The following is a 19,908-nucleotide window of genomic DNA, read 5'->3' as shown; positions in this document are numbered from 1 at the left end:
CTCCTTATTCTTCCGCAGAATTGCCGGAAGCGGCGCGGCGAGCCTGTAGCGTCGCATACTTGAGGCCGCGCTGGGCTGCTACGTCCTTCGGATGCACCTGATGCTTCAGGGCGTCGAAAGTCGCGCGAACCATGTTGTAAGGGTTCGACGAGCCGGTAGACTTGGCAACGACGTCATGAACGCCGAGCGTTTCGAAGACAGCGCGCATCGGGCCGCCGGCGATAATACCGGTACCGGCCTTGGCAGCACGCAGCAGAACCTTGCCAGCGCCATGACGACCATTGATGTCGTGGTGGAGCGTACGACCGTCGCGCAGCGGCACGAAGATCAGATCGCGCTTTGCGGCTTCCGTGGCCTTACGGATGGCTTCCGGCACTTCGCGTGCCTTGCCATGACCGAAGCCAACGCGGCCCTTCTGGTCGCCGACGACGACGAGGGCTGCGAAGCCGAAGCGACGGCCACCCTTGACGACCTTGGCGACGCGGTTGATCGCGACCAGCTTGTCGACGAATTCGCTATCACGTTCTTCGCGGTTCTGGCGATCGTCGCGAGAACCTCTTCTTTCCTGTGCCATTGTCCTTTTCCTTTTTCTTTTCCGGGTGCAACGGGCAGTTTCTGGGAGCCAACCATCCTGCGCCGAGATCGGGCAGAACGGGACGACTGTGGGTGCGGGGAAAACCGCGCTTGCCCGGCAGCCCTTGTGGGGCCGCCGGGCAAATTTTTAGAAGCTGAGACCGCCTTCGCGCGCAGCTTCGGCAAGGGCCTTGATGCGACCGTGGTAGATAAAGGCGCCGCGATCGAACACGACTTCCTTCACGCCAGCCTTGGTGGCGCGTTCTGCGACCAACTTGCCGACGGCAGACGCTGCCTCAACATCAGCGCCGGTCTTCAGCTTGGAGCGAAGATCCGCGTCGAGCGTGGAGGCGGCTGCAAGCGTGCGGCCGGCTACGTCGTCAATGACCTGTACATAGATGTTCTTCGACGAGCGATGAACCGACAGGCGCGGACGGCCGTTGGCAACCGCCTTAACCTGGCGGCGCACGCGGCTCGCGCGCTTTGCAAGTGCTTGTTTCCTGCTAGCCATTTCGCGTGATCCTTACTTCTTCTTGCCTTCCTTGCGGACGATCCGTTCCTCGGCGTACTTGACGCCTTTGCCCTTGTAGGGCTCGGGACCACGGTATTCGCGGATTTCCGCGGCAACCTGACCGACCTGCTGCTTATTGATGCCGGTGACGACGATTTCCGTCGGCTTCGGCACGGCAATCGAAATGCCCTGAGGCGGTTCGTAGACGACGTCATGGCTGAAGCCGAGAGCCAGCTGCAGGTTCTTGCCTTGCAGCGACGCGCGGTAACCGACGCCATTGATTTCCAGCTTACGCTCGAAACCGTCCTTTACGCCCTTGAAGATGTTCTCGATCATCGTGCGCGACATGCCCCACTTGGAGCGGGCGTCCTTGCTGTCGTTGATCGGGGTCACCGAAACGGCGTTGTCGTTGAACTCAACCTTCACTTCGTCATTGGCGACGAAGAAAAGCTCGCCCTTCGGGCCCTTGGCAGTCACTTTTTGGCCATCAACCGAGGCCGTAACACCAGCAGGAACCGGAACGGGCTTCTTACCGATACGAGACATTTTGTTATCCTGTCTGTTCGCTATGGAGATCCCTGCGCCGTCTTAGAAGACGGAGCAGAGTACCTCGCCACCAACGTTCTGTTCGCGAGCCTGGTGATCGGCCATCACGCCCTTCGGAGTCGAAAGGATGGTGATGCCGAGGCCGTTCGCGACCTGCGGAATGGACTTAACCGAAACGTAGACTCGGCGGCCCGGCTTGGACACGCGGCCGATCTCACGGATCACCGACGCGCCTTCGTAATACTTCAGCTCGATTTCGATCTCGGACTTGCCGTTACCGTAGTCGGTCTCAGAATAACCGCGGATATAACCTTCAGCCTGAAGCACGTCGAGAACGCGTGCGCGCAGCTTGGAGGCTGGCGTCGTCACCGACGTCTTGCGACGAGCGGCGCCATTGCGGATGCGGGTGAGCATATCACCCAGGGGATCAGTCATGGTCATCTAATGATCTCCTTACCAGCTCGACTTGACGAGGCCCGGCACCTTGCCGAGGTTGCCCAGTTCACGAAGCGCGATACGCGACATCTTGAGCTTACGGTAGTAGGCGCGCGGCCGGCCACTGACTTCGCACCGGTTGCGAATGCGGGTCTTTGAGCCATCGCGCGGCAGCGAGGCGAGCTTAAGGGTCGCCTGGAACCGCTCCTCGATGGGCAGTTCCTGGTTCATGATGGTTGCCTTCAGGGTCGCGCGCTTGGCGGCCTGAGTGGCAACGGTCTTGCGGCGGCGCTTGTTCTTTTCAACTGCGCTGGTCTTCGCCATATCGGAGTTCCTTTTCTACGCTCGTCGTTACGGTTACTGACGGAACGGGAAGTTGAACTCTCGCAGGAGAGCCCGGGCTTCGTCGTCGGCCTTGGCCGTCGTGCAAACGATGATGTCCATGCCCCACATCTGATCAACCTTGTCGTAGTTGATCTCAGGGAACACGATGTGTTCCTTGATGCCCATGGCAAAGTTGCCACGGCCGTCAAAGCTCTTCGGATTCAAGCCGCGAAAGTCACGAACGCGCGGAAGCGCGATGTTGATCAGGCGGTCGAGGAATTCATACATGCGTGCGCCGCGCAGCGTAACCTTGGCGCCGATCGGCATGCCTTCGCGGACTTTGAAGCCAGCGATGGAGTTACGGGCCTTGGTGATCACCGGCTTCTGACCGGCAATGGCAGCCAAGTCCGCCGCAGCAACCGTGGGCTTCTTGGAGTCGGCAGTCGCCTCGCCCACACCCATGTTGATCACGATCTTTTCCAGACGCGGAATCATCATGTCATTGGTGTAGGAGAATTCCTCCTTCAGCGCAGCGCGGATGCGGGATACATATTCGGTCTTGAGCCGCGGCTCATACTTTGCCTCAGCCATCGATCACATCTCCCGTACGCTTGGCAACTCGCACCTTCTTGCCGTCGACGACCTGGAAGCCAACGCGGGTCGGCTTGCCATCTTTCGCGGCGATCGCGAGGTTCGACAGGTGGATGGATGCTTCCTTGTTGATGATGCCTGCTTCCTGCGTCTGAGTCTGACGCTGGTGGCGCTTCACCATGTTAATGCCGCGCACGAGTGCGCGATCTTCCTTCGGCATGACCTGGAGGACTTCGCCGGTACGGCCCTTGTCCTTGCCGGTCAACACGACGACACTGTCGCCCTTGCGGATCTTCTGCATCGGTATCGCTCCCTTACAGTACTTCTGGAGCCAGCGAGATGATCTTCATGTGGTTCTTGGCGCGAAGTTCGCGCGGAACCGGTCCGAAGATACGGGTACCGATCGGCTCTTTCTTGTTGTCGATAAGCACCGCTGCGTTGTTATCGAAGCGGATGACGCTGCCGTCGGCGCGACGGATGTCCTTGGCGGTACGCACAACCACCGCCTTCATCACGTCACCCTTCTTCACGCGGCCACGCGGTATCGCTTCCTTGATCGAGACGACGATTACGTCGCCGATCGAAGCGTACTTACGCTTGGAGCCGCCCAGCACCTTGATGCACATGACACGACGTGCGCCGGAATTATCCGCCACGTCGAGGTTTGTTTGCATCTGAATCATGTCAGGTCGCCTTTTTCTAATGACCGGACCGACCGGGCGCGCGAACGCCCCGATCCGGCTTATGGACAGATTTTCATTGTGCGCGGGATGGATCTTGCCAAGGTGGTTTCCTGTGAAGGACCTTCCCTGCGCTCAAAGCAAAAGAACGCTCGTTGCCGAGCGTCCTGCGCCGATGGCGTGCTTCATACAGGAATCTGCGCCAGAAGCAAGGCCCCGGCGCAAATCTCTGACCTCAAGCCTGGGCGGCAATTACCGTCCAGCACTTATCCTTGGAAATCGGTGCACATTCCTGAATGGAAACGACATCACCGGCCTTGTACTGGTTGTTTTCGTCATGCGCCTTGTACTTCTTGGAACGGCGGACCGTCTTCTGAAGCAGCGGGTGCGCGAATCGGCGCTCGACACGGACAACAACGGTCTTCTCGTTCTTGTCGGAAACTACGACGCCCTGCAGAATGCGTTTCGGCATATTGTTCTTCCTTTAGGCCTTGGCTTCTGCCGCCTTCTGGCGGGCAATGGTTTTAACGCGAGCGATGTCCTTGCGAACTTCGTTGATGCGCGAGGACTTCTCGAGCTGACCGGTGGCCTTCTGGAAGCGCAGATTAAACTGCTCCTTCTTGAGCTCGGCGAGCTTGTCCTTGAGCTGGTCGGCCGTGAGGCCGCGAACGTCTTCGGCTTTCATCGTGCCTTCTCCTTACTCTGCAATGCGCTGAACGAAGCGCGTCTTGACGGAGAGCTTGGCCGAACCGAGGCGCAGGGCCTCGCGCGCGATCTCTTCCGAAACGCCATCGATCTCGAACATCATACGACCGGGCTTCACGCGGCATGCCCAGTACTCAACCGAGCCCTTACCCTTACCCATACGGACTTCAGTAGGCTTGGCCGTGACTGGTACGTCGGGGAACACACGGATCCAAACGCGACCTGCACGCTTCATATAGCGTGTGATGGCACGGCGAGCTGCTTCGATCTCGCGTGCGTTGACGCGGTTCGGTTCCTGAGCCTTGAGGCCGAATTCGCCGAAGGCCAGCTCGTAACCGCCCTTGGCCACACCCTTGATACGTCCCTTGAACTGCTTCCGGAACTTTGTACGCTTTGGCTGCAACATTTTCTTACTTCTCCGAGCTTATCTTTCGCCAGCGTTGATCAAGCGTTTTCGCGTTCGCGGCGGCGATCGCCACGATCGCCACGTTCGCGGCTTGCCGGACCCTGGGCATCGCCTTCAAGCGCACGGCGCTCGGAAGCCATAGGATCATGCTCAAGGATCTCGCCCTTGAAGATCCAAACCTTGATGCCGCAGATACCGAATGCGGTTTCGGCTTCCGCCGTCCCGTAGTCGATGTCGGCGCGCAGCGTGTGAAGCGGCACACGGCCTTCGCGATACCATTCGGTCCGTGCGATTTCAGCACCACCTAGACGGCCTGCGCAGGTGATACGAATACCTTCCGCACCAAGACGCATGGCAGACTGAACGGCGCGCTTCATGGCGCGGCGGAACGCGATGCGGCGCTCCAGTTGCTGGGCAATCGACTGGGCAACAAGCGTTGCATCGACTTCGGGCTTGCGCACTTCAACGATGTTAAGGTGGGTTTCCGAGTTCGTCATCGAAGAGATCTTCTTGCGAAGCTTCTCGATGTCAGCGCCCTTCTTGCCGATGATCAGACCCGGACGCGCCGAATGGATCGTCACGCGGCACTTCTTGTGCGGACGCTCGATGACCACCTTGGCGATACCGGCCTGCTTCAGCTCACGCATCAGGTACTGACGGATCTTCAGATCCTCATGCAGCAACTGACCGTATTCGGCGTTGTCGGCGAACCAACGGCTATCCCAAGTGCGGTTAATGCCGAGGCGGAAGCCGATTGGATTAATTTTCTGGCCCATTATGCGGCCTCCCCTTTTTCCTCGACTTCACGAACCACGATGGTCAGGTGCGCGAAAGGCTTCTCGATGCGAGATGCCCGGCCGCGACCACGAGCGTGGAAACGCTTCATGACGATCGACTTGCCGACGTATGCTTCCGATACGATCAGGCTGTCGACGTCGAGGTCATGGTTGTTCTCGGCATTGGCGATAGCAGACTCCAGGGTCTTTCTCACCGTGCCAGCGATGCGCTTGCGCGAAAACTCGAGATCTGCGAGGGCGCGATCAACCTTCTTGCCGCGGATCATGGCGGCAACCAGGTTCAGCTTCTGCGGGCTGACGCGAAGCGTGCGGGCAACCGCCTGTGCCTCATTGTCCTTCAGCCGGCGTTCGGTCTTTGCCTTGGCCATGATTACTTCCTCTTAGCCTTCTTGTCCGCACCGTGACCATAGTAGGTCCGGGTCGGCGAGAACTCGCCGAACTTGTGGCCGACCATGTCTTCGTTGACAGAGACGGGCACATGCTTGCTGCCGTTGTAGACGCCGAACGTCAGACCGACGAACTGCGGCAGGATCGTGGAGCGACGGCTCCAGATCTTGATGACTTCACTGCGACCGCCTTCACGAACCTTCTCAGCCTTCTTGAGAAGATAGCCGTCAACAAACGGGCCTTTCCATACTGAACGAGCCATTCCTGACTACCTCTCTTACTTCTTGCGCTGATGGCGCGAACGCATGATGAACTTGTCGGTAGACTTGTTCGAGCGAGTGCGCTTGCCCTTGGTGGGCTTGCCCCATGGCGTCACCGGATGACGACCACCGGATGTACGGCCTTCACCACCACCGTGCGGGTGGTCGACGGGGTTCATGACGACGCCGCGGTTGTGCGGGGTCTTACCACGCCAGCGCGTACGGCCAGCCTTGCCGTCGTTGATGTTGCCGTGGTCTGGGTTGGATACGGCGCCAACAGTGGCGAGGCAGGAACCGGGAACGAGGCGCTGCTCGCCCGAATTCAGGCGAAGGATTGCCATTCCCTGGTCGCGACCAACCAGCTGAACGTAGGTGCCGGCGGAGCGCGCGATCTGACCGCCCTTGCCCGGCTTCATTTCAACGTTGTGTACGATCGAGCCGACCGGGACGTACTGCAGAGGCATGGTATTGCCCGGCTTTACGTCAACGGCCTTGTCGGAAGCGATGACCTTATCGCCGGCAGCAAGGCGCTGCGGGGCGAGGATATAGGCCAGTTCGCCGTCCTCGTACTTGATGAGAGCGATGAATGCCGTGCGGTTCGGGTCGTACTCCAGACGCTCAACAGTCCCTTCGACGTTGAACTTGCGACGCTTGAAGTCGACCAGACGGTAGGTGCGCTTGTGACCGCCGCCGATGAAGCGGGCGGTGATACGACCAAGGTTGTTACGGCCGCCGCTCTTGGAGAGACCTTCCGTCAGCGCCTTGACCGGCTTGCCCTTATGGAGGCCAGAACGGTCGACGATGACCAGCTGGCGCTGGCTCGGAGACGTCGGATTGTAGCTTTTCAATGCCATTTTTCTGTTCCTCAGAGACCGGTGGAGACGTCGATCGACTGGCCTTCAGCCAAGGTCACGACTGCCTTCTTCACGTCCTTCTGCTTGCCGATGAAGCCGCGGAAACGCTTAACCTTGCCCTTGCGGACCAGCGTGTTGACGGCCTTGACCTTCACACCGAACAGCGCCTCTACGGCCGCCTTGATTTCCGGCTTGGAAGCATCCTTGGCAACGTTGAAGACAACCTGATTCTGTTCTGATACCAGCGTCGACTTTTCGGTGATCGCCGGCGAGACAATCACATCATAGTGGCGAAGATCGGTCACTTGAAACGCTCCTCTAGAGCTTCAACTGCGGCCTTCGACAGCACGAGCTTGCCGCGACGCAGGATGTCGTAAACATTGATGCCCTGAACCGGCAGAACATCGATGTTCGGGATGTTCTGGGCCGCGAGCTTGAAGTTGTTGTCGAGTTCGGCGCCACCGATGACGAGTGCATTGGTGAGACCGAGCGAGGCGAAGGAACCGATCAGCGACTTGGTCTTCGCTTCTGCAGCCATCAGGTTGTCGACGATGATCACGTCTTCAGCCTTGAACTTGGCGGAGAGCGCGTGACGCAGGGCGAGCGCACGAACCTTCTTGGGAAGATCGTGAGCGTGGCTGCGAACAACCGGACCATGCGCCTTGCCACCGCCACGGAACTGCGGTGCACGAGCGGAATGGTGACGAGCGCGGCCCGTACCCTTCTGCTTGTACATCTTTGCACCGGTGCGGGACACTTCGGAGCGGTTCTTGGTCTTGTGCGTGCCCTGCTGCTTCTTGGCAAGCTGCCAACGAACCATGCGGGCGATGATATCTTCGCGAGGGTCGAGGCCGAAGATCTCATCCGAAAGGGAGACCTTGCCAGCGTCTTTGCCCTCAAGGGTCTTGACGTTGAATTCCATTTGCTTGGCTCCCTTACTTCGCAGCCGACTTGATGGCGTCACGAACCACGATCCACGCGCCCTTGGAGCCGGGGACGGCACCCTTGACGAGGATCAGGCCGCGGCCTTCGTCGGTCGAAACGACTTCGAGGTTCTGGGTCGTGACGCGCGTCTGGCCCATGTGACCAGCCATGCGCTTGCCCTTCCAGACCTTACCCGGATCCTGGTTGGAACCGGTCGAGCCGTGCGAACGGTGCGAAACGGACACACCGTGCGTGGCACGCAGACCACCGAAGTTGTGGCGCTTCATGGCGCCGGCAAAACCCTTACCGATCGAGGTACCGGTTACGTCCACGAGCTGTCCAGCTTCGAAATGCGAAGCCTTCAACTCGGTACCGACATCGATCAACTGGTCTTCCGAAACGCGAAACTCAACGAGCTTCGCCTTCGGCTCGACTTCAGCAACGGCGAAATGACCGCGCAGAGCCTTCGTCGTGTTCTTTACCTTGGCGTTTCCGGAACCCAGCTGAATAGCCGTGTAGCCGTTCTTTTCCTTGGTGCGATGAGCAACGACCTGGCAGTTTTCCAGCCGCAGTACCGTCACCGGGATATGCTCGCCGGCGTCATTATAGACGCGGGTCATTCCCACTTTCTGTGCAATTACACCCGAACGCATCGGTTCAATCCTTCTCACTCAGCTCGAGACCAGAAGTCTCAGAGCTTGATCTCAACATCGACACCAGCAGCGAGATCGAGCTTCATCAGCGCGTCCACTGTCTGAGGTGTCGGGTCAACGATGTCGAGAAGGCGCTTATGGGTGCGCATCTCGAACTGCTCGCGGCTCTTCTTGTCGATGTGGGGGGACCGGTTAACCGTAAACTTCTCGATTCGGGTCGGAAGCGGAACGGGGCCCCGGACACTAGCTCCGGTGCGCTTCGCCGTCGACACGATCTCACGCGTAGACGCGTCGAGAATGCGGTGATCGAACGCCTTCAGGCGAATGCGGATATTTTGGCCGTTCATTCGACGTTATCCTTGTTGTCTATTCCCGCGTGCCTGGCAAAGGGCACGGGTTGTTCTTTTTCCTAAGGCGGACCACCGGTTTCAAAGAGCGAAGGGAACGCCGGGGAGCGGCATCCCTTCCAGTCTTCGGGTCTTGCGACCCACCTTATTGTTGATTGCAGTGCCCTGCCCCAATCGAAGCAGGGGCAAATCGCGCTTGCGCGCCATTTGCTACATTTTTGCGTCATAAGCAAGCCCGCCACCGGCGTCTTGCTTAAAGATTCTGCCACCAAAGGCGCAGAGCAGCTCTGCGCCTTTGGCAAATCAGATTACTCGATGATCGAGGCGACGATGCCGGCGCCGACGGTGCGGCCGCCTTCGCGGATCGCGAAGCGCAGCTTTTCTTCCATCGCGATCGGAACGATCAGCTCGACATCAACGGTCACGTTGTCGCCAGGCATGACCATTTCGGTGCCTTCCGGAAGCGTCACGATGCCCGTCACGTCCGTCGTGCGGAAGTAGAACTGCGGACGGTAGTTCGTGAAGAACGGCGTGTGACGGCCGCCCTCTTCCTTCGTCAGGATGTAGGCTTCTGCCTTGAACTTCTTGTGCGGCTTGACCGTGCCGGGCTTGCACAGGATCTGGCCACGCTCGACGCCGTTGCGGTCCACACCGCGAACAAGGGCACCGATGTTGTCGCCGGCCTGGCCCTGGTCGAGCAGCTTGCGGAACATTTCAACGCCGGTAACGGTCGTCTTCGACGTGTCGCGGATGCCGACGATCTCGACTTCCTCGCCAACCTTGACGATGCCGCGCTCGACGCGACCAGTCACAACCGTGCCACGACCAGAGATCGAGAACACGTCTTCGATCGGCATCAGGAACGGCTGGTCGATCGGACGCTCAGGCGTCGGGATGTAGTCGTCCACGGCTGCCATCAGTTCGCGGATCGCGTCTTCGCCGATCTTCTTGTCCGAATCTTCCAGAGCCGCAAGAGCCGAGCCCTTGACAACCGGAATGTCGTCGCCCGGGAAGTCGTAGGACGACAGAAGTTCGCGCACTTCAAGCTCGACGAGCTCGAGAAGCTCGGCGTCGTCGACCTGGTCGACCTTGTTCAAGAACACCACGATCGCCGGAACGCCAACCTGGCGAGCAAGCAGGATGTGCTCGCGCGTCTGCGGCATCGGGCCGTCAGCGGCCGAGCAGACCAGGATCGCGCCGTCCATCTGGGCCGCACCGGTGATCATGTTCTTGACGTAGTCGGCGTGGCCGGGGCAGTCGACGTGGGCATAGTGACGGTTCGGCGTCTCGTATTCGACGTGTGCCGTCGAAATGGTGATGCCGCGCGCCTTTTCTTCAGGAGCTGCGTCGATCTGGTCGTACGCCTTGAACTCGCCGAAGTACTTCGTGATCGCCGCCGTCAAAGACGTCTTGCCGTGGTCAACGTGACCGATCGTGCCGATGTTGACGTGAGGCTTATTGCGCTCAAACTTGCTCTTTGCCATTTCCGGCTCTCCGTTCTTTTTCCCCTTGCGGGAGAATTTCCTATGGGTTCAGAGGGGTATTCCGGTCACTTCTGACCGGAATACTTTGCCTGGATTTCCTGTGCGACGTTGCTCGGCACCGGCGCGTAATGGTCAAAGACCATCGAGTACTGGGCGCGGCCTTGGCTCATGGAGCGCAGGTTGTCGACGTACTTGAACATGTTCGCCAGCGGTACGTGGGCGTTGATCACCACGGCGATGCCGCGGCTTTCCTGGCCCTGGATCTGACCGCGACGAGAGTTCAGGTCGCCGATGACGTCACCGACATAATCTTCCGGCGTCACGACTTCGACCTTCATCATCGGCTCGAGGAGCTGCGCGCCAGCCTTCTTGGCTGCTTCGCGGAAGCAGGCACGCGAAGCGATTTCGAATGCCAGAACCGACGAGTCGACATCGTGGAAGGCGCCATCGACGAGGGTCGCCTTGACGCCCAGCATCGGGAAGCCAGCCAGCGGACCGGAAGACAGAACGCTCTCGATACCCTTCTGAACGCCCGGGATGTATTCTTTCGGAACAGCACCGCCGACGATCTTGGACTCGAACATGAAGTCTTCGCCGTCCGGGTTCGGTTCGAAGATGATCTTGACGCGCGCAAATTGCCCGGTACCACCGGACTGCTTCTTGTGCGTGTAATCTTCTTCGTGCTGACGCGTGATGGTCTCGCGATAAGCAACCTGTGGCGCACCAACGGTCGCCTCGACCTTGAACTCGCGACGCATGCGGTCAACGATGATGTCGAGGTGGAGCTCACCCATGCCGGCGATGATCGTCTGACCCGATTCCGTGTCGGTCTTGACGCGGAAGGACGGATCCTCAGCAGCCAGACGGTTGAGCGCGAGGCCCATCTTTTCCTGGTCGCCCTTGGTCTTCGGCTCGATTGCGATCTGGATGACCGGCTCCGGGAACTCCATGCGCTCGAGGATAACCTGGTTCAGCGGGTCGCAAAGCGTGTCGCCCGTGGTCGATTCCTTGAGGCCAGCCAGAGCAACGATGTCGCCCGCGAAAGCTTCTTCGATGTCCTCACGGCTGTTGGAGTGCATCTGCAACATGCGGCCGACGCGCTCGCGCTTTTCCTTGACCGTGTTCATCACCGACGAGCCCTTTTCGAGCTTGCCGGAGTAGATGCGGCAAAACGTCAGCGAACCAACGAAGGGGTCGTTCATGATCTTGAACGCCAGCATCGAGAGCGGCTCATTGTCGTCAGGATGACGCTCAATTTCGCCTTCCGTCTTGACGTCGATGCCCTTGATCGCAGGGATGTCGAGCGGCGACGGCAGGTAATCGACAACAGCGTCGAGCAGCGGCTGAACGCCCTTGTTCTTGAAGGCGGTACCGCAGAACATCGGGTGGAACTTGACGTCGATAGTGCCGCGGCGAACGAGTTCGCGGATCTTGTCGTTGTCCGGCATGTCGCCGTTCAGATAGGCTTCCATCGCTTCTTCGTCGATCTCGACAACCGTCTCGATCAGCTTTTCGCGATATTCTTCGGCCTTTTCCTTCAGGTCGTCCGGGATCTCGACAACGTCCCAGGCAGCGCCAAGGGATTCATCACGCCATACCAGCGCGTTCATCTCGATCAGGTCAACGACGCCCTTGAAGTCGGCTTCGGCGCCAATCGGCAGTTGCATGACAACGGCAGTCGCGCCGAGACGGGTCTTGATCATCTCGACCGAGCGGTAGAAGTCAGCGCCCGTCTTGTCCATCTTGTTGCAGAAGATCATGCGCGGAACATGATACTTCTCGGCCTGGCGCCAAACGGTTTCCGTCTGCGGCTCTACACCGGCGTTGGCGTCGAGCAGCGCGATGGCGCCATCGAGGACGCGCAGCGAACGCTCGACTTCGATGGTGAAGTCAACGTGGCCGGGGGTGTCGATGATGTTGAAGCGGCGCATCTTGCCATCGCGACCCTTCCAGAAGGTCGTGGTAGCAGCCGAGGTGATCGTGATGCCACGCTCCTGCTCTTGCTCCATCCAGTCCATCGTGGCCGCGCCGTCGTGGACTTCACCGATCTTGTGCGACTTACCGGTGTAGTACAGAATACGCTCGGTGGTCGTGGTCTTGCCGGCGTCGATGTGCGCCATGATACCGAAATTTCGGTAGTCTTCGATTTTATATTCGCGAGCCATAGGACTGCCTTTCGGAATTCGATCGGATGACGATTACCAACGGTAGTGAGAAAATGCCCGGTTGGCGTCGGCCATCTTGTGCGTGTCTTCGCGCTTCTTGACGGCACTGCCACGGTTGTTGGCAGCATCCATGAGTTCGCCCGAGAGGCGATCGACCATCGTCGTTTCGTTGCGCTTGCGGGCAGCCGCGATCAACCAACGGATCGCGAGAGCCTGACGGCGCTCCGGACGGACATCGACCGGCACCTGGTAGGTCGCGCCACCGACACGGCGCGAGCGGACTTCAACATGCGGGGCAACGTTGTCGAGGGCCTGGTGGAAGATTGCCAGGGGCTCCTGCTTTGCCTTGCCCTGCACGGAGTCGAAGGCACCGTAAACGATGCTTTCAGCGACAGACTTCTTGCCGTGAAGCATGATGGCGTTCATGAACTTGGTGACGACGAGATCGCCGAACTTCGGGTCCGGGTTGATCTCACGCTTTTCTGCACTGTGGCGACGGGACATACTATTTGTCTCTCAACGGTTAGGGACGCTTTATCACGCGGAGAACCTCGCGCAGCGCCGGTATCTGATGAATGAAGAGCCGAAGCTTACTTCGGACGCTTCGCACCGTACTTCGAACGGCGCTGCTTGCGGTTCTTGACACCCTGGGTGTCGAGAACGCCGCGGATGATGTGGTAACGAACGCCCGGCAAGTCCTTTACGCGGCCGCCACGGATCATGACGACAGAGTGTTCCTGCAGGTTGTGGCCTTCACCCGGGATATAGCCGATGACTTCGAAGCCATTGGTAAGACGAATCTTGGCAACCTTACGCAGAGCCGAGTTCGGCTTCTTCGGTGTCGTGGTGTAGACGCGGGTGCAAACGCCACGCTTCTGCGGATTTTCCTGCAGGGCAGGAACCTTATTGCGCTTTACCTGTGCCTGACGAGGCTTGCGGATCAGCTGGTTTACGGTAGGCATATAACCATCCCTTGCAAAATCTTCTTCCAAACCCTTTCGGGCCAATCGAATGCCGTTGCCGGCGGCGACACACCCATAGTCCTCATGCGCAAAACGTGGCCCAATCCGCTTGGATGGACCACAAGAGGCAGAGGACGCATTCTTCATGCGTCATGCGTGCAGCATTCGTGTCTTATACGTGCGTCTGGAACCTTGTTTGAGGTCAATTCCGGGACGAGTCGTTCCGGACGGACGAGCCTCACATCGCTTCCGATGGTGGGGCGTTTACTGTTTTACCCCCTTGTCGTCAAGTCCAGGCCCGAAAATAATGGGTTCTTGCCCTTCCAGGTCGGCGCTGGAGACATAAACTTAAGAACTCATGCGTGACGGCGCAATGTCCCGCCGGAAATTGATTAAGCGATTTCCCTAGGCGAGGGATTGCGTCTAACGTCCCCTCCCCTGGGACTCGGACGAGCCCCCAATCCATCCATGGAGATCCGAATGGTCAGCAACCCCGATAACGATAACAACCTCGAGGGGCCAATGATTTTCATCATTATTGGCAAGGCCTATGAGGTGAAGGGCGGTGATGGCATCGACTTGCACATCATGCTGCGGGCCCCGGACGACGATTCGGCCGTGCGGGAGGCGCTTAACGCCCTGTCGGAGGAAGGTTTCCTGGAGGCGGAACTCGATCAGATCGGTGTCTTGCAAGAGGAACCGGTGGAAGAACCGCATGCTTCAGCTTATCAGGGTGCGCTCGAAGGCGAAGTCGCAATAATCCGGTTCGACCAGTGAATGCGTAGCATCTCCGCCGGAATCACCGGCGGAGGCTGTTGCGGGCCAGATACAAGGTGCGGCTTACTTTGACGTCGGAATGACGCTGATGGGGCGAGGCGTCTCCGCCGTTTCGGCTGGCAGAACCGGATAGGCTACCTCTGGCATCTTGCCCGTCAGCGAGTTCAAGAACGCAACGATCAGGTCGACTTCCTCTCCCCGCAGTTCTTCTCCCAGCTGCGCGGTTCCCATGACCGCCACCGCTTGCTTCAAGTCCCAGACCTTGCCGGAATGAAAGTAGGGGGCCGTAAGAGCGATGTTGCGAAGCGGCGCGGCGCGGAAGACGTAGGAGTCGTCGGCGGTGTTCGTTACCGCAAAACGCCCCTTGTCGTTTTCCGGCAGCACGTCTGCCCCCGGCTTTTCAAAATCCGAACGGGTAGTAGCCTTCGCCGCCGACATTGATGCCTGCATGGCAGGATGCGCAACCCTTGTCCATGAAGAGCGCAAGGCCCTGCTTGGCCTCCGTCGTCAGGGCACCGTCATCGCCATTGAGGAAGGCGTCGAACGGCGCCGGGGTGACCAAGGTTGCCTCGAACGCTTCGATGGCCTTAGCGAAATTATCGAAAGTCACAGGATCGGCCTCGTCTGGGAACGCTGCCTTGAACCAGGTGACGTAGTCAGGCATCGACTTCAATGCAGCGACGACGTTATCCGGCGTGTTGGCCATCTCGACACCCGCCTGAACCGGCCCCTTGGCCTGCGCCTTCAAATCCTCGGCCCGCCCATCCCAGAACTGGGCGACATTGAAAACCAAATTGAAGACGGTTGGCGAATTGCGCCGCCCCTTCTGCCACCCATGCCCGATGGAGGTCTCGAGGTTGTCATCGCCCCCGGTCCCCAGGTTGTGGCACGAATTGCAGGAAAAGACGCCGGACGCGGAGACACGAGGATCGAAGAAGAGCGCCTTGCCGAGCGCGATCTTCTCCGGCGTGATCTTGTTGTCCCTCACCGAAGGGATGGTCGAAGGCAGTGGCTTGAAGATTTCTTGTGCAGTTTCGCGCAGGTCGGCCGGTACCGGCTCCGCCGCGATGGCCGCCGTCGCCAGCAGGACGCTGACGGCTACCGACGACAACAGGTTTCTCATTTTGTCCTCCGTTCGTTGTGAACAGAGTCAATCTAAAGGCGTCAAAACAATGCGCCTTGAGTGAGGTCAATATATTAGCAAAACCAAATGACAAAAGCGCCCGGACTGCACCGGGCGCTTCATTCTTTCCGTGGCTATGCCTAGGGCGGTTTAGCCTCTTTTCCGCAGCTCACTCAGCTGGCGTGTTCTCACCGGAGAGTTCCTGCAGCATCGGCGTTGCAGCCGATGCACCTGAGCTCTTGCGACGCTCGTCGAGAATCATCTCGTCGCGCGACGTGGCGATGCGGCGGATCTGCGTCATGGTACCACCGGTACCAGCCGGGATCAGGCGGCCGACGATGACGTTTTCCTTCAGACCCTGCAGCGTGTCCGTCTTACCGGCGATTGCAGCTTCCGTGAGAACCTTGGTGGTCTCCTGGAAGGATGCAGCAGAGATGAAGGACGGCGTCTGCAGCGAAGCCTTGGTGATGCCGAGGAGAACCGGTTCACCCGATGCCGGGCGCTTGCCTTCCTCGATCAAGGTCTCGTTCAGATCATCCAGTTCGATCCGATCGACGTTGTCGCCTACGATGTACTGGCTGTCGCCCGAGTCGGTGATTTCCACCTTCTGCAGCATCTGCCGGACAATTACCTCGATGTGCTTGTCGTTGATGACAACGCCCTGCAGTCGATAGACTTCCTGGATCTCGTTGACGAGGTAAGAAGCCAGAGCTTCCACGCCCTTGATCGCCAGGATGTCGTGCGGCGCAGGATTGCCATCGAGGATGTAGTCGCCCTTCTCGATGTAGTCGCCTTCCTGGAGGTGGAAAGGCTTGCCCTTCGGGATCAGGTACTCGACCGGCTCGACACCATCTTCAGCTGGCTCGATCATGACGCGACGCTTGTTCTTGTAGTCGCGGCCCATGCGGATCGTACCATCGATCTCCGCGATGATCGCATGATCCTTCGGGCGACGCGCTTCGAACAGTTCAGCCACGCGCGGCAGACCACCGGTGATGTCCTTGGTCTTGGCGCTTTCCAATGGAACACGCGCAAGGACGTCACCCTGGCTGACCTTTTGGCCAGGCTCCACCGAGAGGATCGCGTCCACCGACAGCATGAAGCGTGCTTCGCCACCACGGGCGAGCTTCATGATGGCGCCGGAAGCATCCTTGATCACGATGGCAGGCTTCAGGTCCGTACCACGCGGCGTCGAACGCCAGTCGATGACCTGACGCTTGGTGATGCCGGTGGATTCATCCGTCGATTCCGAGACCGAGATCGAGTCGACAACGTCTTCGAACTGAACGGTACCTTCGACTTCCGTCATCATCGGGCGGGTGTAGGGATCCCACTCGGCAAGCCGCTGACCGCGCTTGACCTTGTCACCATCGTCAACAAACAGCTTGGAGCCGTAGGCCACACGCTGAGATGACCGCTCAACGCCCCGTTCGTCCAGGATCGCGATCGCCATGTTGCGGCCCATCGCGACGAGAACGCCCTCAGAGTTGCGCAGCATGTTGCGGTTCTTCACCTGTACGGTGCCCTCGTAGGACGCTTCCAGGAACGACTGGTCCACCACGGTCGCCGTGCCACCAAGGTGGAACGTGCGCATGGTGAGCTGCGTACCAGGCTCCCCGATCGACTGCGCCGCAATGACGCCGACGGCTTCGCCCATGTTGACCGGAGTACCACGTGCAAGGTCACGACCGTAGCAGACCGAGCATACACCCGTCTGAACTTCGCAGGTCAGTGCCGAGCGGATCCGGATCGACTGAATGCCAGCCTTCTCGATCTCGATGACATCGGGCTCGAGAATCATCTTGCCAGCATCAACAATGCGCTCGCCGGTCACCGGATGATCGATGTCGTCCAGTGCCGTACGTCCAAGGATACGCGCACCCAGCGAGGCCACGACCTGTCCGGCATCAACGATAGCCGTCATCGTGAGGCCCTTCTCGGTGCCGCAATCGACCATGTTGACGATGCAATCCTGCGCCACGTCGACGAGACGACGGGTCAGGTAACCGGAGTTCGCGGTCTTCAGAGCGGTGTCTGCGAGACCCTTACGGGCACCGTGAGTCGAGTTGAAGTACTCGTTCACGGTCAAGCCTTCCTTGAAGTTCGAGATGATCGGCGTCTCGATGATCTCCCCCGACGGCTTGGCCATGAGGCCGCGCATGCCGCCCAGCTGACGCATCTGGTTCGGTGAACCACGCGCACCCGAGTGGGACATCATGTAGATCGCGTTCATCTGCTTCTGACGACCGGTTTCCGGATCGAACTCGACAGCCTTAATACGGGCCATCATGTCCTCGGCGACCTTTTCGGTGGCCTTGCCCCAGGCATCGACGACCTTGTTGTACTTCTCGCCCTGAGTGATCAGGCCGTCGTTGTACTGCTGCTCGTATTCCTTGACCAAGGATTCCGTGTCACCGACGATCTTCGCCTTAGTTTCCGGAATGATCATGTCGTCCTTGCCGAAGGAGATCCCGGCCTTGCAGGCATTGGTGAAGCCAAGCTGCATGATCCGGTCGCAGAAGATCACCGTGTCCTTCTGGCCGCAGTGACGGTAGACCGTGTCAATCATCTTGGAGATGTTCTTCTTGGTCATTTCCTGGTTGCAGATGTCGAACGGCACGTTGACGTTCTTCGGCAGAAGTTCGCCGATGATCATACGGCCGGGCGTGGTCTCATAGATCTTCGAAACCGGCTTACCTTCGGAATCGACCGTCTTGAAACGGCCCTTGATCTTGGCGTGCAGGGTGACGACCTTGTTTTCCAGAGCATGATGCAGTTCGCCCATGTCCGAGAAGACCATGCCTTCGCCCGGCTCGTTCTGGTTCTGGATCGACAGGTAGTAGAGACCGAGAACCATGTCCTGCGACGGAACGATGATCGGCGCGCCGTTGGCTGGATGCAGGATGTTGTTCGTCGACATCATCAGCACGCGCGCTTCCAGCTGGGCTTCGAGCGACAGCGGCACGTGAACGGCCATCTGGTCGCCGTCGAAGTCGGCGTTGAAGGCCGTGCAGACGAGCGGGTGCAACTGGATAGCCTTGCCTTCGACCAGGATCGGTTCAAAGGCCTGGATGCCCAGGCGGTGCAGCGTCGGCGCACGGTTCAGGAGAACCGGATGCTCCCGGATCACCTCGTCGAGGATATCCCAGACTTCCGGCTTTTCCTTCTCGACCAGCTTCTTGGCCTGCTTGACGGTCGAGGAGTAACCCTTGGCGTCGAGGCGGGCGTAGATGAACGGCTTGAAAAGCTCGAGCGCCATCTTCTTCGGCAGGCCGCACTGGTGCAGCTTCAATTCCGGACCGGTCACGATGACCGAACGGCCGGAATAGTCGACGCGCTTGCCGAGAAGGTTCTGGCGGAAGCGGCCCTGTTTGCCCTTCAGCATGTCGGACAGCGACTTCAGCGGACGCTTGTTGGCGCCGGTGATGACGCGGCCACGACGGCCGTTGTCGAACAGCGCGTCCACAGATTCCTGCAGCATGCGCTTTTCGTTGCGGATGATGATGCCCGGGGCGCGCAGTTCGATCAGGCGCTTCAGACGGTTGTTACGGTTGATGACGCGACGATAGAGATCGTTCAGGTCAGACGTCGCGAAGCGGCCGCCATCCAGTGGAACCAGCGGACGCAGGTCCGGCGGGATCACGGGCACGACCTTCATGATCATCCATTCGGGGCGGTTGCCGGATTCGATGAAGTTCTCGACGATCTTCAGCCGCTTCATCAGCTTCTTCTGCTTCAGATCAGACGTCGTCTCGGCAAGCTCGGCGCGCAGGTCGCCGGCGATCTTGTCGAGGTTCATCGACGCGAGCATCTCGTAGATCGCTTCAGCACCGATCATCGCAGTGAACTGATCTTCGCCGAACTCGTCGACGGCGATCATGTACTCTTCTTCGGAAAGAAGCTGGTTCTCCTTGAGCGACGTCAGGCCCGGCTCCGTCACGATGTAGTTCTCGAAATAGAGAACCCGCTCGACATCCTTCAGCGTCATGTCGAGGAGCGTCGAGATGCGCGACGGAAGCGACTTCAGGAACCAGATGTGGGCGACCGGGGCTGCGAGTTCGATGTGGCCCATGCGCTCGCGGCGAACGCGCGACAGCGTGACTTCGACGCCGCACTTTTCGCAGATGATGCCCTTGTACTTCATGCGCTTGTACTTGCCGCACAGGCACTCGTAGTCCTTGATCGGGCCAAAGATGCGCGCGCAGAAGAGGCCGTCGCGTTCCGGCTTGAACGTACGGTAGTTGATGGTCTCCGGCTTTTTAATTTCACCGTAGGACCAGGAGAGAATCTTCTCGGGGCTCGCGATCGAGATACGGATAGAATCGAAGTGCTGTGCCGGCACCTGCGGGTTGAAAAGATTCATGACCTCTTGGTTCATGCCTATCTCCTTATGGGGCCTGAGCC

Annotated in this window: 25 protein-coding genes and 1 pseudogene; 1 reads left to right on the top strand and 25 read right to left on the bottom strand. The window is 59.2% G+C overall.

All coding sequences use genetic code 11. From position 1 onward, the window contains the following. Window positions 1–4: 4 nt before the first annotated feature. The 23 genes from rpsE to rpsL form a co-directional block, all read right to left on the bottom strand. A complete protein-coding gene (gene rpsE / locus LXM96_RS14695; protein ID WP_239999299.1) occupies window positions 5–574 on the bottom strand; it encodes a 30S ribosomal protein S5 in 570 nt (189 codons plus the stop codon). A 147-nt stretch (window positions 575–721) separates the two neighbouring features. Beyond that, window positions 722–1,084 (bottom strand): 50S ribosomal protein L18, encoded by a 363-nt coding sequence (gene rplR, locus LXM96_RS14690; protein ID WP_239999298.1) that lies wholly within the window; start codon window positions 1,082–1,084, stop codon window positions 722–724. Between the two features lie 12 nt (window positions 1,085–1,096). Next, window positions 1,097–1,630, bottom strand: coding sequence for a 50S ribosomal protein L6 (gene rplF / locus LXM96_RS14685; protein WP_239999297.1), 534 nt, complete (start codon window positions 1,628–1,630; stop codon window positions 1,097–1,099). 42 nt (window positions 1,631–1,672) lie between these two features. Then, entirely contained in the window at window positions 1,673–2,071 is a 399-nt protein-coding gene (gene rpsH / locus LXM96_RS14680) for a 30S ribosomal protein S8 (RefSeq protein WP_239999296.1), read from the bottom strand. A gap of 12 nt (window positions 2,072–2,083) precedes the next feature. Next, window positions 2,084–2,389, bottom strand: a complete 306-nt coding sequence (gene rpsN / locus LXM96_RS14675) for a 30S ribosomal protein S14 (protein WP_239999295.1) — start codon at window positions 2,387–2,389, stop codon at window positions 2,084–2,086. Window positions 2,390–2,422: 33 nt separating this feature from the next. Further along, window positions 2,423–2,980 (bottom strand): 50S ribosomal protein L5, encoded by a 558-nt coding sequence (gene rplE / locus LXM96_RS14670; protein WP_239999294.1) that lies wholly within the window; start codon window positions 2,978–2,980, stop codon window positions 2,423–2,425. Beyond that, window positions 2,973–3,281 (bottom strand): 50S ribosomal protein L24, encoded by a 309-nt coding sequence (rplX, locus tag LXM96_RS14665; protein ID WP_239999293.1) that lies wholly within the window; start codon window positions 3,279–3,281, stop codon window positions 2,973–2,975. The genes rplE and rplX overlap by 8 nt, the downstream gene beginning before the upstream one ends. 13 nt (window positions 3,282–3,294) lie before the next feature. Continuing rightward, entirely contained in the window at window positions 3,295–3,663 is a 369-nt protein-coding gene (gene rplN, locus LXM96_RS14660) for a 50S ribosomal protein L14 (protein ID WP_052638136.1), read from the bottom strand. Between the two features lie 232 nt (window positions 3,664–3,895). Then, complete coding sequence (gene rpsQ / locus LXM96_RS14655; protein WP_239999292.1) at window positions 3,896–4,132, bottom strand: 30S ribosomal protein S17; 237 nt, start codon at window positions 4,130–4,132, stop codon at window positions 3,896–3,898. 12 nt (window positions 4,133–4,144) lie between these two features. Further along, window positions 4,145–4,345, bottom strand: a complete 201-nt coding sequence (gene rpmC / locus LXM96_RS14650) for a 50S ribosomal protein L29 (protein ID WP_046792688.1) — start codon at window positions 4,343–4,345, stop codon at window positions 4,145–4,147. Between the two features lie 12 nt (window positions 4,346–4,357). Continuing rightward, window positions 4,358–4,771 carry a 50S ribosomal protein L16 gene (gene rplP, locus LXM96_RS14645; protein ID WP_239999291.1) on the bottom strand — a complete coding sequence of 138 codons (414 nt, stop codon included), beginning with the start codon at window positions 4,769–4,771 and terminating at the stop codon, window positions 4,358–4,360. Between the two features lie 38 nt (window positions 4,772–4,809). Beyond that, entirely contained in the window at window positions 4,810–5,547 is a 738-nt protein-coding gene (gene rpsC / locus LXM96_RS14640) for a 30S ribosomal protein S3 (RefSeq protein WP_239999290.1), read from the bottom strand. Continuing rightward, a complete protein-coding gene (rplV, locus tag LXM96_RS14635) occupies window positions 5,547–5,936 on the bottom strand; it encodes a 50S ribosomal protein L22 (protein ID WP_239999289.1) in 390 nt (129 codons plus the stop codon). The genes rpsC and rplV overlap by 1 nt, the downstream gene beginning before the upstream one ends. 2 nt (window positions 5,937–5,938) lie before the next feature. Continuing rightward, window positions 5,939–6,217, bottom strand: coding sequence for a 30S ribosomal protein S19 (gene rpsS / locus LXM96_RS14630; RefSeq protein ID WP_028735901.1), 279 nt, complete (start codon window positions 6,215–6,217; stop codon window positions 5,939–5,941). A gap of 15 nt (window positions 6,218–6,232) precedes the next feature. Beyond that, on the bottom strand, window positions 6,233–7,069 hold the full coding sequence (rplB, locus tag LXM96_RS14625) for a 50S ribosomal protein L2 (protein ID WP_239999288.1): 837 nt from the start codon (window positions 7,067–7,069) through the stop codon (window positions 6,233–6,235). An 11-nt stretch (window positions 7,070–7,080) separates the two neighbouring features. Next, window positions 7,081–7,374: a 50S ribosomal protein L23 gene (locus LXM96_RS14620; protein WP_239999287.1), complete on the bottom strand. Its 294-nt coding sequence runs from the start codon at window positions 7,372–7,374 to the stop codon at window positions 7,081–7,083. Continuing rightward, entirely contained in the window at window positions 7,371–7,991 is a 621-nt protein-coding gene (gene rplD, locus LXM96_RS14615; RefSeq protein WP_239999286.1) for a 50S ribosomal protein L4, read from the bottom strand. Before rplD ends, LXM96_RS14620 begins: the two co-directional genes overlap by 4 nt. A gap of 13 nt (window positions 7,992–8,004) precedes the next feature. Then, a complete protein-coding gene (gene rplC, locus LXM96_RS14610) occupies window positions 8,005–8,646 on the bottom strand; it encodes a 50S ribosomal protein L3 (protein ID WP_239999285.1) in 642 nt (213 codons plus the stop codon). Between the two features lie 38 nt (window positions 8,647–8,684). Next, window positions 8,685–8,993, bottom strand: a complete 309-nt coding sequence (rpsJ, locus tag LXM96_RS14605; protein ID WP_003547547.1) for a 30S ribosomal protein S10 — start codon at window positions 8,991–8,993, stop codon at window positions 8,685–8,687. A 308-nt stretch (window positions 8,994–9,301) separates the two neighbouring features. After that, the gene (gene tuf, locus LXM96_RS14600; RefSeq protein ID WP_239999273.1) at window positions 9,302–10,477 is read right to left on the bottom strand and encodes an elongation factor Tu; all 1,176 of its coding nucleotides are present in this window, start codon (window positions 10,475–10,477) and stop codon (window positions 9,302–9,304) included. A gap of 65 nt (window positions 10,478–10,542) precedes the next feature. Continuing rightward, window positions 10,543–12,642, bottom strand: coding sequence for an elongation factor G (gene fusA, locus LXM96_RS14595; RefSeq protein WP_239999284.1), 2,100 nt, complete (start codon window positions 12,640–12,642; stop codon window positions 10,543–10,545). A gap of 33 nt (window positions 12,643–12,675) precedes the next feature. Then, window positions 12,676–13,146, bottom strand: coding sequence for a 30S ribosomal protein S7 (gene rpsG / locus LXM96_RS14590; protein WP_239999283.1), 471 nt, complete (start codon window positions 13,144–13,146; stop codon window positions 12,676–12,678). Between the two features lie 86 nt (window positions 13,147–13,232). Next, a complete protein-coding gene (rpsL, locus tag LXM96_RS14585; RefSeq protein ID WP_003507760.1) occupies window positions 13,233–13,604 on the bottom strand; it encodes a 30S ribosomal protein S12 in 372 nt (123 codons plus the stop codon). A gap of 480 nt (window positions 13,605–14,084) precedes the next feature. Between rpsL and LXM96_RS14580 the strand changes: the two genes are divergently transcribed. Further along, on the top strand, window positions 14,085–14,381 hold the full coding sequence (locus tag LXM96_RS14580) for a transcriptional regulator (protein ID WP_239999282.1): 297 nt from the start codon (window positions 14,085–14,087) through the stop codon (window positions 14,379–14,381). 63 nt (window positions 14,382–14,444) lie between these two features. Here LXM96_RS14580 and LXM96_RS14575 read toward each other — a convergent pair. Together LXM96_RS14575 and rpoC are read right to left on the bottom strand one after the other, a co-directional pair. Next, window positions 14,445–15,504 (bottom strand): annotated as a pseudogene (locus LXM96_RS14575) (cytochrome-c peroxidase). 169 nt (window positions 15,505–15,673) lie between these two features. Beyond that, the gene (rpoC, locus tag LXM96_RS14570) at window positions 15,674–19,882 is read right to left on the bottom strand and encodes a DNA-directed RNA polymerase subunit beta' (RefSeq protein WP_239999281.1); all 4,209 of its coding nucleotides are present in this window, start codon (window positions 19,880–19,882) and stop codon (window positions 15,674–15,676) included. Window positions 19,883–19,908 lie beyond the last annotated feature (26 nt).

Source organism: Rhizobium halophilum (assembly GCF_021648825.1).
GTDB lineage: Bacteria > Pseudomonadota > Alphaproteobacteria > Rhizobiales > Rhizobiaceae > Neorhizobium > Neorhizobium halophilum.
Note: the sequence above shows the minus strand (reverse complement) of the source record. Positions and strands in the feature narration are given on the sequence as shown.

Coding starts and splice junctions, on each gene's coding strand:
- rplP (WP_239999291.1), bottom strand. CDS start 4,771: ATGTTGCAGCCAAAGCGTACAAAGTTCCGGAAGCAGTTCAAGGGACGT.
- rplX (WP_239999293.1), bottom strand. CDS start 3,281: ATGCAGAAGATCCGCAAGGGCGACAGTGTCGTCGTGTTGACCGGCAAG.
- rpoC (WP_239999281.1), bottom strand. CDS start 19,882: ATGAACCAAGAGGTCATGAATCTTTTCAACCCGCAGGTGCCGGCACAG.
- rpsL (WP_003507760.1), bottom strand. CDS start 13,604: ATGCCTACCGTAAACCAGCTGATCCGCAAGCCTCGTCAGGCACAGGTA.
- rplD (WP_239999286.1), bottom strand. CDS start 7,991: ATGGAATTCAACGTCAAGACCCTTGAGGGCAAAGACGCTGGCAAGGTC.
- fusA (WP_239999284.1), bottom strand. CDS start 12,642: ATGGCTCGCGAATATAAAATCGAAGACTACCGAAATTTCGGTATCATG.
- rplV (WP_239999289.1), bottom strand. CDS start 5,936: ATGGCCAAGGCAAAGACCGAACGCCGGCTGAAGGACAATGAGGCACAG.
- rpsS (WP_028735901.1), bottom strand. CDS start 6,217: ATGGCTCGTTCAGTATGGAAAGGCCCGTTTGTTGACGGCTATCTTCTC.
- rpmC (WP_046792688.1), bottom strand. CDS start 4,345: ATGAAAGCCGAAGACGTTCGCGGCCTCACGGCCGACCAGCTCAAGGAC.
- rpsQ (WP_239999292.1), bottom strand. CDS start 4,132: ATGCCGAAACGCATTCTGCAGGGCGTCGTAGTTTCCGACAAGAACGAG.
- rpsC (WP_239999290.1), bottom strand. CDS start 5,547: ATGGGCCAGAAAATTAATCCAATCGGCTTCCGCCTCGGCATTAACCGC.
- tuf (WP_239999273.1), bottom strand. CDS start 10,477: ATGGCAAAGAGCAAGTTTGAGCGCAATAAGCCTCACGTCAACATCGGC.
- rplE (WP_239999294.1), bottom strand. CDS start 2,980: ATGGCTGAGGCAAAGTATGAGCCGCGGCTCAAGACCGAATATGTATCC.
- rpsE (WP_239999299.1), bottom strand. CDS start 574: ATGGCACAGGAAAGAAGAGGTTCTCGCGACGATCGCCAGAACCGCGAA.
- rplR (WP_239999298.1), bottom strand. CDS start 1,084: ATGGCTAGCAGGAAACAAGCACTTGCAAAGCGCGCGAGCCGCGTGCGC.
- rpsG (WP_239999283.1), bottom strand. CDS start 13,146: ATGTCCCGTCGCCACAGTGCAGAAAAGCGTGAGATCAACCCGGACCCG.
- LXM96_RS14580 (WP_239999282.1), top strand. CDS start 14,085: ATGGTCAGCAACCCCGATAACGATAACAACCTCGAGGGGCCAATGATT.
- rpsN (WP_239999295.1), bottom strand. CDS start 2,389: ATGGCGAAGACCAGCGCAGTTGAAAAGAACAAGCGCCGCCGCAAGACC.
- rpsJ (WP_003547547.1), bottom strand. CDS start 8,993: ATGAACGGCCAAAATATCCGCATTCGCCTGAAGGCGTTCGATCACCGC.
- rpsH (WP_239999296.1), bottom strand. CDS start 2,071: ATGACCATGACTGATCCCCTGGGTGATATGCTCACCCGCATCCGCAAT.
- rplB (WP_239999288.1), bottom strand. CDS start 7,069: ATGGCATTGAAAAGCTACAATCCGACGTCTCCGAGCCAGCGCCAGCTG.
- rplC (WP_239999285.1), bottom strand. CDS start 8,646: ATGCGTTCGGGTGTAATTGCACAGAAAGTGGGAATGACCCGCGTCTAT.
- rplF (WP_239999297.1), bottom strand. CDS start 1,630: ATGTCTCGTATCGGTAAGAAGCCCGTTCCGGTTCCTGCTGGTGTTACG.
- rplN (WP_052638136.1), bottom strand. CDS start 3,663: ATGATTCAGATGCAAACAAACCTCGACGTGGCGGATAATTCCGGCGCA.